The 13,803-nt window shown below is 45.1% G+C and carries 12 protein-coding genes; 2 read left to right on the top strand and 10 right to left on the bottom strand.

Annotated features, from left to right (window positions below):
* Positions 1-8 precede the first annotated feature (8 nt).
* Positions 9-215, bottom strand: a complete 207-nt coding sequence (locus RH45_RS22925) for a hypothetical protein (RefSeq protein WP_008076130.1) — start codon at positions 213-215, stop codon at positions 9-11.
* 268 nt (positions 216-483) lie between these two features.
* Positions 484-1,917 carry an aminotransferase-like domain-containing protein gene (locus RH45_RS08565; RefSeq protein WP_039958396.1) on the bottom strand — a complete coding sequence of 478 codons (1,434 nt, stop codon included), beginning with the start codon at positions 1,915-1,917 and terminating at the stop codon, positions 484-486.
* A gap of 94 nt (positions 1,918-2,011) precedes the next feature.
* On the opposite strand from RH45_RS08565, the gene RH45_RS08570 reads away from it, so the two are divergent.
* A complete protein-coding gene (locus RH45_RS08570) occupies positions 2,012-2,908 on the top strand; it encodes a DMT family transporter (RefSeq protein WP_008076133.1) in 897 nt (298 codons plus the stop codon).
* 51 nt (positions 2,909-2,959) lie between these two features.
* Here RH45_RS08570 and RH45_RS08575 read toward each other — a convergent pair whose 3' ends face one another.
* A complete protein-coding gene (locus RH45_RS08575; protein WP_008076135.1) occupies positions 2,960-4,264 on the bottom strand; it encodes an inosine/guanosine kinase in 1,305 nt (434 codons plus the stop codon).
* A 247-nt stretch (positions 4,265-4,511) separates the two neighbouring features.
* On the bottom strand, positions 4,512-5,753 hold the full coding sequence (locus RH45_RS08580) for an SGNH/GDSL hydrolase family protein (RefSeq protein ID WP_008076139.1): 1,242 nt from the start codon (positions 5,751-5,753) through the stop codon (positions 4,512-4,514).
* A gap of 399 nt (positions 5,754-6,152) precedes the next feature.
* Between RH45_RS08580 and RH45_RS08585 the strand changes: the two genes are divergently transcribed.
* Positions 6,153-7,589 carry an aerolysin family beta-barrel pore-forming toxin gene (locus tag RH45_RS08585; protein ID WP_008076140.1) on the top strand — a complete coding sequence of 479 codons (1,437 nt, stop codon included), beginning with the start codon at positions 6,153-6,155 and terminating at the stop codon, positions 7,587-7,589.
* 57 nt (positions 7,590-7,646) lie between these two features.
* Here the strand turns inward: RH45_RS08585 and RH45_RS08590 are convergent, their stop codons facing one another.
* The 6 genes from RH45_RS08590 to RH45_RS08615 all read right to left on the bottom strand — a co-directional run bounded on the left by RH45_RS08590 (position 7,647) and on the right by RH45_RS08615 (position 13,698).
* Positions 7,647-8,489, bottom strand: coding sequence for an energy transducer TonB (locus RH45_RS08590; RefSeq protein WP_008076141.1), 843 nt, complete (start codon positions 8,487-8,489; stop codon positions 7,647-7,649).
* Positions 8,486-8,917 (bottom strand): TonB system transport protein ExbD, encoded by a 432-nt coding sequence (gene exbD / locus RH45_RS08595; protein WP_008076142.1) that lies wholly within the window; start codon positions 8,915-8,917, stop codon positions 8,486-8,488. Before exbD ends, RH45_RS08590 begins: the two co-directional genes overlap by 4 nt.
* A gap of 3 nt (positions 8,918-8,920) precedes the next feature.
* The gene (gene exbB / locus RH45_RS08600) at positions 8,921-9,766 is read right to left on the bottom strand and encodes a tonB-system energizer ExbB (RefSeq protein ID WP_008076143.1); all 846 of its coding nucleotides are present in this window, start codon (positions 9,764-9,766) and stop codon (positions 8,921-8,923) included.
* Positions 9,767-9,874: 108 nt separating this feature from the next.
* Positions 9,875-11,347: a surface lipoprotein assembly modifier gene (locus RH45_RS08605; protein WP_008076145.1), complete on the bottom strand. Its 1,473-nt coding sequence runs from the start codon at positions 11,345-11,347 to the stop codon at positions 9,875-9,877.
* A 61-nt stretch (positions 11,348-11,408) separates the two neighbouring features.
* Positions 11,409-12,140 carry a Slam-dependent surface lipoprotein gene (locus RH45_RS08610; protein WP_008076146.1) on the bottom strand — a complete coding sequence of 244 codons (732 nt, stop codon included), beginning with the start codon at positions 12,138-12,140 and terminating at the stop codon, positions 11,409-11,411.
* A gap of 178 nt (positions 12,141-12,318) precedes the next feature.
* The gene (locus tag RH45_RS08615; protein ID WP_008076148.1) at positions 12,319-13,698 is read right to left on the bottom strand and encodes a PKD domain-containing protein; all 1,380 of its coding nucleotides are present in this window, start codon (positions 13,696-13,698) and stop codon (positions 12,319-12,321) included.
* Between the last annotated feature and the right edge of the window lie 105 nt (positions 13,699-13,803).

A 13,803-nucleotide genomic window follows, 5' to 3' on the forward strand; every position in this document is an offset into this window, starting at 1 on the left:
CGTTTTTATTAGTGATACGCATGACTGGTACCCACACGAGTAAGCCTTTGATGAACGAGAAGTTGAATCGACGCCTGATGGATGGCGATTTTATCTACATCTTCAAAAAATGAGCCACATTCAGCGCAAAGCATACTGTTTTTCTCTGACAACAGGTATTCATCGCTTCCGCAAAGTGGGCAACACAAGGTTTCATCATTATTGTTATGACTCATTAGGATTTTCTCCTACAGCAGCAAAGGGCGACTAAGTCGCAGTTATTTATAGGTTTTATCAGTTGTAAATTCTACTAGTACGTTCGGTTACTAGCTATTCTATCTTAGTCTAACCTACCTTTTCCCCATGGGTTCAGATAGCGATTTGTCCAAATAATGGGAAGCAATTCAATGTTTCACCCAGGTAGGAGTAAGAAACTACTCACTTTCTCGAGTATGGATTCGTGAACAGCGCACGCTGATATGCCGTTTCGGTGTGATAATCAGACTAAGGTCTCTCTATGTGCTCTTGAAGGATTTCAACCAACAAGTTCAGTGCTGGCTGCCAATCAGTATCAGCACTAAAGTTTGCTACGCTGATGCGAAAACAATGGTTAAATTGGTTTTGAGTGGCAAAAACAGAGCCGGGTAATATGCTTAGCTTTTGGCTTTTACACTGTTGGTAAACTTGGTAGCAATCGACATGCTGAGGCAACTCAAACCAAAGTAGGTATGAACCATGTACCGGATACACTCGATATTGATGGCGCAGATTGCGCGTATCCATCGACTGTTGAAAAAGCGCGAGAAATCGCCGAACATTCCCCTGATACAGTCTTATCATTTTTGATGTGTGGGTCTTGTATTTACCGGACGAGAGGAAAGCCGCAACGGCAGACTGCATTAAGTTTAAGCTTCCCATATGATCACACAACAAACCTTGTTCAATCTGGTGGTGATATTTGCCTGGCAGAACCCACCCCAAACGTAAACGTGAATCTAGATTCTTTGATAAAGAGTTCACGTAGATCACTCTTCTTTTGTCATCTAGCGAATACAAGCTAGGGAGAGGAGCTTGGTAGCTCAAACCGCCAAAAACGTCGTCTTCAATAATGGGGATCTCACCAGAATACGTAAGAAGCTTTTCGCGGTGAGCCACAGGCATCAATGCGCCTGTGGGGTTAGTAAAGTTCGGAGTGACAACTATCGCTTTAACATCCCACTGCTTGATCGCTTCTTTGAGGGCTTCCGGGTACATACCATCTCTAGGGCAACTTGGTACTTCTATGGCTTTTAAGCCTAAAGATTCTAAAAGCAGCAAATTGCCGAAGTAACAGGGTGACTCGACCGCGACAATATCACCAGGTTTTGTTGTTGCTCTCAGCGCTAAGCTTATGGCTTGTTGAGCTCCATGGGTGATGAAAACGTCCGATAAAGATGCGTTGGTTCCTGTGTCTTGAGTGATTTTGGCTAACTGTTTGATGAGTAAGTCGTCGCCCGGTGGTAACTGATAGTGGCTTGCGATGTGGGGCTGCATACGCGCATGCCGACCGATTTCAGCGTAAAGTGATGTGATCGCTGGGGCATCAATGTTTGGGTGTGCAGAGCCGCAGGGTAAGCGCTCTTTGTGATTTGGGTAGCTTAAAAACTCTTTACAGATACCGAGTAAGTCGACATGTTTCGGGGCTATTGCTTGGGTTACTTGCGCGGTTTGACTTTGGACAACATAACCCGATTTAGGTACTGCCGATATCCATTCTTGCGCTTCTAACTCTTGATAAGCACGAATCACCGTATTTTTGCTGACGCTTAACTCAATGCCCAGTTGGCGGATTGAGGGTAGTTTATCGCCGTGTTGAAACACACCAGATTCAATTCCATTGACAATAAAATGTTTGACCTGTTGATACTTAGTGATCGATGTTTTGTTATCTGTACCCATTAAACCTGTCATATCTGTCACTTACTAAAATATCTGTGCCCATCTACAGTAGCAATATTCTAGTGCAGTTAACAAATAATTATCGAGTTAAGTTATGTGGCTAAAAGCAATCCCATTTGTATTTGTCATTCTGTGGGCTTCTGGATTTGTGGGGGCCAGATTTGGTCTTGAGTACGCAGAGCCTGCAACGCTTCTGACCATCAGGATGTTCGCCAATGTTGCGGTGTTTATCCTTTTGATAGCGTTTTTAAGAAGAAGAGTCCCGACTGGTCGCGACTTTTTGCATTCGTGCGTCGTAGGGATTTTGATACATGGATGTTACTTGGGTGGAACGTATGCGGCTATCGGATTAGGTATGCCAGCTGGATTGAGCTCGCTTCTGGTCGGTATCCAACCTATCGCTACCGCGGTTTTGCTGGTTGTTGTGGCAAAGCATCACTTTAGACTGTCTCAGTGGATGGGGTTAGGTCTCGGGCTACTCGGTATTTTCCTTGTTTTGATGGGGAAAATGGAATGGCAATCAGACACACATAAGTTTGAAGCGATCATGATGTGTATGCTCGCTCTAATAGGAATTACTTTAGGAACCCTATACCAAAAACGCTATTGTCAGTACGTTGACATGGTAGGCAGTGCCATGGTGCAGTACCTAGCCGCGGCGGTGGTATTTTTACCTTATGCGTATCAATTTGAAACGATGCAAGTCAACTGGACGACAGAGTTTATTTTGACCTTATTGTGGCTGGTTGTGGTTTTATCATGTGTTGCAATTTTGCTTCTGCTTTATATGGTCAAGCAGGGGGCATCATCGAGCGTAGCGTCGGTATTCTACTTAGTGCCGCCAACCACGGCGTTGCAAGCTTGGCTATTGTTTGGCGAGTCATTCGATTTGCTTGGGCTACTCGGCTTTATACTCGCGGCAGTCGCAGTCTACCTAGTGGTCAAGAAGCCCGGATTAAACGTTAAACGCATGATACGGACACTGGCTTAAAAAACAAAAAAAGCCAGCAAATTGCTGGCTTTTTATCGCTGAAACGGAAAATTATCGATCCCAGTAGGCTTCTTCTAAGCTGTCTTCTCTTTCAGGCAATGCGCGTGCTAAACGTGGAGAGTGCTGGGTAAGCACTTCGTAGCTAACTCGGTTTGCATACTTACAGATCTGTGACAGTGACGAATAGGTCATGTAAGGTTGATCGTGCTTGGATGAATTTGGCACGTTCATCAAATGATGACTGTTCGCTGCCATGTCGTGTAACAGAGCTGAAAGCGCAGCATCACCAGCACCATTGGTATTCTTGATCTCGAGTGGTCCACCTAAGTATGGGCCGATATGAGAGTAAACCTTAACTGGGTTTGCACAGTCAGCTTTACGCATTGCACGGCTGAACTCATACTTATTGAACTCTGGGATGTTACCTGGGAATAGTGGTAACTCAGTTTCACGCTTAACTGAATCTTCCGTATAACCCGCCATATACAAACCAACCGGTCCAGATGTACAAAGAACAAGGTCAACCCACTCGAGCGCTTTGTCTGCAGCAAGAAGGGGATCAGATTCGCCAGTAAGTGCGTGGCCTTCTTCCTCATTCATCGCAACGATAGAGATATTCTCTCTAATGTAGTCTTGCCACCACTCCGCATTACCTTCAATTACCCACTTGGTTCCTAGTGTTAGAACGACAGGGACGTTGTTTTGCTTAGCAATTTCAATCGCGCGAGCGACGGCCTGTGGCATTGGGTCTTCTGGATTTCCACGCATCAAGTAGGATGATACGACAAGCGCTGACGCTTTTTCGAACACGTCTTCTGGAATGCTTTCAGGACGAAGTTTGTTCATCTCGCCTTCATTGATTGCAAAAGTGCGTTCACCATCTTCTGAAATCAAGGTGTAGCATCGACCGATAGAGCCTTCTACGGTTTGTAGATGGTTCAAGTTCATACGTGAAGAGGTACGGCATAGGTAACGGTAAGCAAACGAACCGACTTCAATGTTACGAGACATAACCCCCAGTAGTACAGATTTACTATCTGCAAGTACTGAATAGTTGTGCAGTGTATTGCCGATAGTGTCACCCGGGTACTGATGGGTGATTAAACCGCGCTCAACAAGTTCATCATATAGAGCATCCGCTTTGCTTTCTTCTAAGACGAGAGAGTGTCCTTTACTCAACTCATACTTCGCTAAAAACTCATCATCGACTCGAGCTTCGATATCAACGATGGTTTGGCCAACACCGACAATGATCGGACGATAAAGCTTAGGTGTCTGCTTCATCTGATTAATCAATGGGTCGCGAGCGTGTGTAGGAAAGTAGTGCTTAGATTTGCGCTGTCCAGGAAACTTCATTTTGAATGGTGAGTTAAGAATTTTGCCGCATCATATCACAATCGTTTAAGTTTGCTTTCACTTTTATTACATCAAAGAGTGGTGAATGTTGCTGTTTGAGGCGAGATTGGTGTGTTTTTCAACCGTTTAACTGAGTGAACGTTAAAGCGCTTGTAATGGGAACACTGCAAACGAGCTAATCTCTGGTTTAGCGGTAAGTTGAAATGAAAGGATAGCCACCGATAAGACAGTGACTACCCTCCATTGATTAGAATGGGAATTGGTTAAATTGCTCTGCGATGATGTTGTCGGCGATGTATTTATGTGCTGCTGTGGTAGGGTGGGTCACACCCCAGAAGACATACTTATCAGAGCCGTGATAGGCGCAATCATCAGTAAAGCTATGGCTGTACAGATAGTCGGCAGCAGAGCTGCGATTTATGTTCAAACAGGCATCCGAAGCATTCTCAAAACCATGTTGTTGAGGATGACTTGTCATTGACTGGAATAGAGAGTGCGCATCATACAAGGCGACATTTATACCCTTAGATTTGTACAGCTCTGCCTGTTCTTCTATGTACTGATTAAACTCAACAATCTTGGCGTGTACTTTGGTGATTTCTTCGTCGGTCGAGTATTTAAATTGAGGTGCTTTAGTGGCATCAGGTAAGGTCAACATGATCAAGTGCTTGGCGCCAGCATCAGTCAATCGAATGAGAGCGCTGCTAAGATCGGCCTTAACGTCTGAGACTTCACGGTTATAGTTCATAAAGTCATTAAGACCGAACTCTAACGTAAATAAGGTGTTTTCTGGGTTGTAGTTCTTGGCGATCTTCATGTAGGTGAGATAAGAGGTCACTTGGTCATAAATACCTGTCAATGCGACATATTGATTGGTGCCTGCTGCGCCGCCTACAGCCCAGTTATATAGAGGGAGGCTTTTCTCTTTTGCTAGGTACTCAGTCCACACCAAGCCGTTGCTGAAGTGACCTAAGAACCATGAATTTCGGTTAGGGAAAACCCACTGCGAGCCGTTGTACAGGTTACCTGTATCAGAAAGGCTGTCGCCAAAGGCGACGACGCGATTGATCTTGTCAGTCGGTGCTTGGTCGTTAGTCCAGATAGAATGATTGTACGAAAAACGGTTATCTGATGCGTAGTAAAGCATGTCAGCTGTTTCATGATCGACCGCTAGCGTCTCTTTACAACGTTGCTCGATTTCGTTTTGAGGTGTTGAGGTAAAGAACATGTTCTTAAAGGATACCGACGACCACCAGTAACCGTCGATAGTGTAATAACTGCCATCTGGTTTCACTGCCCATTCCCAAGTTGAAGCGGGATCGTCGTGGGTCTCGGCAGGTCGATACCAACATCTCACGTAGGTGTACGTTTGATCATTTTGTACTGATTCTGAATAAGCCGCAGTTACCGCTTCTGGTGTCGTTGGTAACTCACTGGCTAAAGCTGGGAGAGCTGCGAAAACGCTAGCCATAATTAAAGTTTTTTTCATAGGAGTTCTCTTTTAGTTGTTAGAGCCTAAGCTCTATAAAAGATATTACTCAAAACTGTTTGGTTCGAAAGCATAACTGCCATCAATGATTTGTTTATTGAAGAAAGATCAAATAATAAATAATTAGTGTTAACTAAATTAGATTATGATTTCAATGCAACTCCTAAATTAGAAATTGGATATTAAGGTTTGCATAATTTATTATATTCTAATGTAAGTATATTAAACTTTAATGTATCAATCGGGATATAAGTTGGCAATTGTTTAATTATATATATTGTTAAGCTGTGATTTTTAGTCAATGTCTAAAAGATAACCATTCATTATTCACCAAATTAATAATACATATGTTGTGGGTGACAAGAGTCATCCAATAATAAAAACTAAAAGGAATATTCCGTGAATAATAACGTTACTAAACTGTCATTGATAACGCTGTCTATCGTAGGAGCACTTTATAGTGTATCCAGCAGTGCAGCCGTAGATATTTTAGATGTGAAACTGCAAGGTCAGTATTGTGATGATGGTTTTCGAGCCATTTCGCAACATGAACTTATGCCGATCAAATCAGAAATAGTCGCTCGAATGGGTCAATGGCAAATCACGAACCTCTCTGATGGCTATGTTTTAATGGGGCCAGGATACAATGGCACGATTAAACAAGATAGGTTGGCAGGAACCACTTGGTGTACCTACGTTACACCGCCCGACCATAGTATCCCGGTTTATACGCCAATGGAGTTAGCCGAAAACGATGAAGATTATACCCAATGGCACCTAGTGAATGACCGACAGTTTTATCAACCTCTCGCACTGCTTGCTCACTACTTAGGTTTTGGTTGGGCTGGTGGTACGGGCAGTAAGTATGTTGGCGATGATATGATCATTACTACAGATGGAGAGGGCACTTATCGTATTAATGCGGATGACAGTGGCTCTTGTGAAGGACATCGCTGTAAAGATAGGTTACGCATGACGGTTTCTGATTTTGAGTATCGTATTGATCCTGAGACGTTTAAAGCGGGGTCAATTACTCAATCAGACCGGGACCTTATTGGTCGACGATCAGAATTAGTGACGAATGAGTCCGACTTAGAGCAACAGTATCGAGTCACATTTAAGTACGAGAAAACAACCAGTTGGTCAAAAACAGACACTTATGGCTTGAGTCAGAAAGTGACGACAAAGAACAAATTCAAATGGCCTCTGGTTGGTGAAACTGAGCTATCTATTGAGGTCGGTGCGAATCAGAGCTGGGCCTCCACTGATGGTGAAGGTGAAACCAAAGGCATCTCCAACACCATAGTGGTTAATGTGGCACCAAATACGAAACAAGAAGTCTTTATGGAGGTGTTCCGCTCTTCTATCAGCTATCCGTACTCTTTTGGCGCTGAATTGAGTTACAAAGCAAGTATGACGGGCTTTATGCGTTGGTCTGGGAATGCACTTAGCTATCATCCAGAAGATCGACCGACTTATACCGCAGAGTGGATGATTGGTCGCGCAGGCGGTAAGAGCAAAGACTTACGTTATCAATATGAGCATCGTAATATTCCGGCGACTAATAATGAATGGGACTGGCCGTGGATGTTAAGAGAATATGGCGAAGATGATATTCGCAACGTACTAGGACAGTTATTAAGGCCTATCCAGACTAAAATAACAGGCGAATTTTTTGCTGAATCTTCTTTTGGATCTAATGTGCGTTATGGGGAAACGATTCCACTCTCTACTCGAAGCAAGCGCTCTACTAATTATTCATTAAGCGATGCTGAACTAGAAGAATATGGAATTAAAAACTTTACGGTAGAAATACAGCCAATAACAAAACTATAAATATAATGGCGCGATTCGTTCGCGCCTTTTATTTTTATGGAAAATAAAATTAATAAATTAGAAAGAAAAATTAATCGGCAATGTCAGTTTGATTTGATCTCCGCTAATTGTATTGGGTGGTTTTATGAGTGGTTGTGCTCGATAAACTAAATCAACCGCTTCTTTATCAAGCGAGCTTGTTCCTGAGCTCTTCACTAATACTACGTTGAGGACTTTGCCTTGGCGATTCATGGTAAATCGAATGACAGGCATTCCCTGCTTTTTTAGTCTCTTTGCTTTTCGCGGGTAGCGTTTCTCTCGTTCTAAGTGGGCGTGCAGTGCTTGCTTCCAACTTACATTGGCTGCTTTACCTTGCTCTGAAAGCTGCCCTTGACGCAGTGCGCTCTGTTGATTGGCGATATTACTGGTTTTTAGCTTTGGCTGAGCTTGCGCTTGTTGAATGATTTGCTTTTGCTCAGCAGATGGCTCAACGTCTTTGGTTACGGTTTTAGGTTTGGGCTGAGGTTTGACCGCTGGCTTTTTATCAATCAATTTCTTGTTGGGTTTAGCCGGTAAAACAATTGGCGCAGGTTTCGGTGATTCAACGACGGGTACAACGGGTTTTGCTGGCGTTTCGATAACAGGCTCAATAATCGGTTTGTGTGCAGCCTTTTGAATTACCTCGTGCTGCTCTTGGCCAACATTTTCAGCGTCTAACTTGTTTTTGCTTGTCGCGAGTGGCGCGACAATAGAGACCGCAATCGGCGCAGCTTGCGGAGGAGGCGCAAAGTCATAGCTGGGGGTCCACATATAGACGACTACGGCAAGTAAATGCAGTGAAAAGCTTGCTGCTATCGCGAGAAACAACCAATGATAATTGAAGCCACGCACAGGCAGTCTTGGGTCGGCAAGAAGACTCATTGTGCTGACTCCGAAGGGGTTTCTAGCCCTACCAGAGCAATTTGACTGTAACCTGAAGCGACTAACGCATTCATGACGGTCATGAGATCTTGGTAACTCAACTCTTTATCGGCACGAAGAAAAATTCGTTGGTCGCTACTGTTGAGTGCACTGTCCAGGGCAAGCTTTAACCCCTCGATTGTCACGGATTGCTCTTCCCCAATGGTCAGGGAGAGATCTTTTTGTACGGTTAAGTAAAAAGGTTTCTCTGGTGGAGGAGCCTGCTCTGCGCTCGATGAAGGAAGGTCAACCGGAACATTTACTGTCGCCAAAGGCGCAGCAACCATGACTATAATGAGTAGCACTAACATCACATCGACGAGCGGCGTGACATTAATGTCGTGGTTTTCCACCATTTCATCGCCATCGGAAGAGGTCTTAAATGCCATCAGTTACACCACCTTTTTTAGCTCTGGTGTGAGCGAGTGGCCCTGTTGTCTGTCTAAATCTCGGCTAACAAGAACCATAGTGGCAACCGAGGTGTCGGCAACAAGCGCTTTATATTTAGCGATGTAGCGCGTGAAGTAGTTGTACATCATGACCGCTGGGATCGCAGCAATCAATCCGATTGCGGTTGCAAGTAACGCTTCAGCGATACCTGGTGCGACGACAACGAGCGTGGTACTTTTCGCTTTTGCGATGCCGATAAAAGCATTCATGATCCCCCACACGGTACCAAATAGCCCGACAAATGGGCTCACGGAACCTATCGTCGCTAAAACGCCAGTCAAGGAGGTCATCTTGCGTCCGAGTTCTGCTTGCACGCGTTCTAGTCTAAGTTGTACTCGCTCTTTTATTCCGTCTTCACTCGTAGCGCCTAAAGATGACATGTGCATTTCATGCTGTGCGGCTGTGATTAAAGCGATCTCGTTGCCTTTGTGCTGACTCAGTGCGTGTTCTGCATCAGTGAGGCTTTCGCTGACCACCAAATTCGCGAGTAACTTACGAGTACGCTGGTTAGCGAACATTACCTGAATTTGTTTTGTAAAGAAGACCGCCCAACAGGCGATGGAGGCGAGCAGTAAGGAAATCATCACTGCTTTTACAACCCAATCTGCAGCATGGTACATGCCCATGGGAGAGAGATCGTGGGTTATTAATGGATTAGATGGAGGAGCCAGTTGTTGTTCAGTTACGGGTTGATTAAGGGAAGCCGAGGTGTCGCCTTGCGCACTCACCTGACAAGTAACGATCAGTAGAAAAAATGCTGACGATAGACGAAAAAAAAGCGTGTTCATTATAGTTGCTCGTTGGGTCATGTTAGGCAGCAAACATCCATTTGCTGCATTGTTATAACAGATACACCGAACGAGATTGCGAAGTCCGTAATCGCTAATGGAAAAAAGTTAAAATCTTTTGACCAGCTTAAGTGACACTTCATTTTGCTGGTAGGTGTAAAGCCAGTCTACGTTACTTTCTACTCGCTTGTGGGTCCAACTTAATGAAGGTGTGATGCCATAGAAATTGAACACGGGAGAGGACAAAATTAAGGTGTAATTCTGTTCTTGGTCATGACGCTTCTCATCTAAGAGGGCGCTAAACGCTTGGTAACGTCGGTCTCTGAAAGACGCAAAAAGACTGGCATCTATTAGTGAGTCAATGGATTTGTTGACACCAACGCGAGCGCCAACAACCTGATACGCGTGGACGCTTTGCTTGTTGCGTTTGTCTGTCCAGTCTACACCTCCAAAAAGTAGCCACTTATTCGATGTCTGATACCAAATGGTCGCAAGGGAAGAAAATTGCCAATCTGATTGATAGTGAAGTTGCTTAGGTAAATAGTCTTGATACTCTGCTTTTGTCTCAAATTTTATCGCACTTTGGCGATTGAGCGTCGCGAGCCAATCGACTTTGACGGCCGAACCCAAATAGAGAGTCTTGCCTCCAAACCCGTTGTATTCGAACTGAGGTGAGAGCGAAATGCGATGAGCTTGACTGTGATAGCTGTAACCGAGAGCGATACGTGAGGTGTTTTCGTTGTAATCTTCATGGTGACGGTACTGGCTGCCGTAGGTTTGTCCTTGTACAACAATGCCGTGGTGCCCGGATAAGGAGAAGCGTTTGTTTAAGCTGGCCTCATAATCAAGTCCGTATGCTCGCTCTTTGTCTGGAGTCACTCTATCGATAATGCATTGACCGACGTTGTCGCGCAGCAGGCAAGTGTAGCTTTCGGATGAACTGTTTAGGTTGTCGTTAAAAGAAGGGCCTAGGCTGAATGAGCCGCTCCAAGCATCTCGAGTGTTTAGCGCTAAAGTGAAGGCATCAATGGTTTTTCGTACACCTTCAGAACGTGGGTTATCAGCGGGTAGTGCGAGCGCTATTTCGTCAAACAGGCTTTGCGCATCAGAGTTTTTGTTGTTTTCAAACAAGACTCGAGCGAGCTCTAGTTTTGCAGGTAAAAAGTCGGCTTGATAGACAAGTAATGCCGTGTACTCTTGCTCAGCTTTGGTTAGCTCACCTTTGACGCGGTAAACACCACCTTGAGCGTAATGCACAAGTAACGGATCGGCGTGTTCAAATTGACGATATAGGTCAAGAAGGTCTTCAACAGAATCCCACTGTTGATTCTTGACGGATAGATAGAGGGCTTGAGCGACTTGATTTGGGTCATTGAGGTCGATATTTAAAGGGGTCGCTGGCTGGGTGTTAGCTTGTTCCTTTTCTCGTTCTTCTTCAAGTATTTTGCTTTCTTTTTTTTGCGCGGTTAAGGCATCTTGCTGCTCAATTCTTAAGCGAGTATCTTGCGCGTCTGCGTAAAGGTGAGTTGAAAAGGGAATACTGCATAACATAAGCAGTGAAGTGGTGTAGTGGCGAGTCATTATCGATTCCAACAAGAAAAAAGAAGCAGCAGGCGCTGCTTCTTATCAGTGACTTAATGCGTTATTTCTTTTCACCACCAAAGGCTGTGTCTAGGTCGCTGTTTTCAGTAAATGTTGCGATACCAGCAAGTGACGCAGCGTTAGCACCAAAGAAGTGACCTTGTGAAGCACCCTGAGTTGTAACGCCAGCTAGAGTTGCTTCCGCTGTTCCTGCAAATGACGCGGTTGCCGCATCAATGTTACTGTTAACTTTAACCGTCAAAGCAGTGTTAGACATGTTGCCGCTTAAAGTTTGCGCGCCGAAGTCGGCGTTGATTGTACCCGTCAGCTTGTTAGCACCGCTGAACTTGTTGATACCAGTAATGTTGTATGAAGCTGTACCGCTAGTCGGTACTGTTGTGCCTGTATCATCACCGATGTAGTAAACCGTGCGGTTTTCAAAACTTTCGTCTTGCGTACCTTGGTACCACTCACCAAACCAAATGTCTTGGTTAGCAACTTGAACAAAATTGTAATGGGAAGAGCCAAAGTGTTTGCTACCAGAAGTATGTACGCCGTCATTACGGTAGTCGCTGCTAAAGACGTTACCCGCTAAGCCTTCAAAGTCGACGGTTTTGTCTGCCGCAGACCCAATACCAGCTTTGCCTGTTGAGTGGAAAAACGGGACCCATATTTTTGATTCGCCAACTGTACGTAAAGAGTCGTCGCTAATCGCACCGTCAAAACCAGCTTGAGCGAGAGGGCTAAGACCTAGAAAGGCAGCTGCAATCCATGAAAGTTGAATAGGTTTCATTTTTTATTCCTTTTGATTTGGGATCTAATTTTGTGAGTGAAACCGAACAAGCTGTCCGGTGCGCGCGACAGACATCTCGCTCGGTTTCATTGGGTATACCGAAGCGGTGATGAAAACCCGTAATCAAAAACAAAAAAACGCTCAAATTGTTTGAGCGTTTAAAATAGGGGGGAGAAAGTTATTGGCTGATAAACTGATAGCTAGAGCCCACCCGCTCAACCATTGTAAAGTCGTTGGGTCCATTCAAACTCCAGGCGAGTGCAAACGTCGGCCGAGTGTGTTGCCCGCCTGTGGGTGGGACGAGAAACCTCAGAGTTTCCCGGCTGCCCGCTGCGATGACGTAAACGTCGTTTTCACGAATCGTAGCAAAGTCGGTTTTGATTACAGGTAAAACGACATTACTGGCGTCACCGACGGAGGTAGCTGTGATTGTGATGTCTCTGCCGACGGCTTCAAATGTGTAGCTGCCCAGCTCGTAGTAGTCGGGCAGGGCACCAGTTTGCTGGGTTTTATCTATCGTCAGGTTTTGCTTGAAAGGAAGAAGCAGCGGTTCACTCGCTTGGTCGAGGAAGACTTTCGCATGTGGACCATTGAGTGGGGCAACACGAACGTATGTGGCTCTGTATGGGAAGTCACTAAACTCGCCGTCACTGACTTCAACGGTTGCGGCAAATTCTCCACTCACATCGGCCACATAGCTGGTGACCGCTGCAGATGGGTCATTAATCACGGCGTTAGAGCCGTCTGGCTTGACGGTAAAGCTCCACTTAAAGGTCATCGGGTCAGAGTTTGGATCCCGACTTAAGCTTGCGTCAAGCGGTATGGTCATGCCTTCTATCGCCAGCATTGCAGACCCCACCTCCGCAACAGGGGGTAAGTTTTCGTAGTAGAAGGAAACGGTTGTCGTATCACTCACACTGTCGTAACCGTCTGTGACGGTCACTTTTACCTGATAGTCTCCCACTGTATCTGTGGTTAATCGAGCAAACTCGTTGTTTGGAGTGTCCAATTGAGGTTGACTGCCCTCAGGCTGATCGATGATCTCCCAAGTAAAGTAGAGCTGATCGCCATCGGCATCTCGAGCTCCCGAGTTTAGAAAGTAGTATTTGGCTAAATTTTCACTTTGATCTTGCCAGAGGTTGATCGTCGGTGGAGAGTTATCCTCTTTGGCTATTGCAACAATCTTGACTTGGTTAGGGCGGCTGGTGGTTTTACCATCACTCACGACGAGTTCGAGCAGGTAGGTCCCAATCTCGTCGGCAACAAAGCTTGGGTTGACGGCCTTAGTATTTTCGAGTGCGGTTGAACTGCCATGAGGCGTTGAAACGAACCGCCATTGGTAGGTAATGAGATCCTTGTCGTAGTCAACACTGGACGTACCGTCGAGTTGTACGCGCTCGCCTTGTTTAACTTGCTGATTAATACCAGCAATCGCAATCGGCGCTTTATTGGTGGTTACATTATCAGATGTTTGAGTTGAGCTCCCAGAGCCACCATTACAACCTGTAACGAGCAGCCCAGAAGCAAGGAAGAAAGCCAACTGAGTGTTTTTGTTCATTTTATATTCCATTACTAACGCAAATCCCATCTTAATTACGGGCGCATCATCTCTTTCCCTCTATACCGGATGAGTTGAGAAAAACCGTAAAAAAAAGCGCGGAAA

The organism is Vibrio sinaloensis DSM 21326, assembly GCF_000189275.1.
Taxonomy (GTDB): Bacteria; Pseudomonadota; Gammaproteobacteria; order Enterobacterales; family Vibrionaceae; genus Vibrio; species Vibrio sinaloensis.

Coding starts and splice junctions, on each gene's coding strand:
- RH45_RS08570 (WP_008076133.1), top strand. CDS start 2,012: ATGTGGCTAAAAGCAATCCCATTTGTATTTGTCATTCTGTGGGCTTCT.
- RH45_RS22925 (WP_008076130.1), bottom strand. CDS start 215: ATGAGTCATAACAATAATGATGAAACCTTGTGTTGCCCACTTTGCGGA.
- exbD (WP_008076142.1), bottom strand. CDS start 8,917: ATGGCATTTAAGACCTCTTCCGATGGCGATGAAATGGTGGAAAACCAC.
- RH45_RS08605 (WP_008076145.1), bottom strand. CDS start 11,347: ATGACTCGCCACTACACCACTTCACTGCTTATGTTATGCAGTATTCCC.
- RH45_RS08610 (WP_008076146.1), bottom strand. CDS start 12,140: ATGAAACCTATTCAACTTTCATGGATTGCAGCTGCCTTTCTAGGTCTT.
- RH45_RS08565 (WP_039958396.1), bottom strand. CDS start 1,917: ATGGGTACAGATAACAAAACATCGATCACTAAGTATCAACAGGTCAAA.
- RH45_RS08575 (WP_008076135.1), bottom strand. CDS start 4,264: ATGAAGTTTCCTGGACAGCGCAAATCTAAGCACTACTTTCCTACACAC.
- RH45_RS08580 (WP_008076139.1), bottom strand. CDS start 5,753: ATGAAAAAAACTTTAATTATGGCTAGCGTTTTCGCAGCTCTCCCAGCT.
- exbB (WP_008076143.1), bottom strand. CDS start 9,766: ATGAACACGCTTTTTTTTCGTCTATCGTCAGCATTTTTTCTACTGATC.
- RH45_RS08615 (WP_008076148.1), bottom strand. CDS start 13,698: ATGAACAAAAACACTCAGTTGGCTTTCTTCCTTGCTTCTGGGCTGCTC.
- RH45_RS08590 (WP_008076141.1), bottom strand. CDS start 8,489: ATGAGTCTTCTTGCCGACCCAAGACTGCCTGTGCGTGGCTTCAATTAT.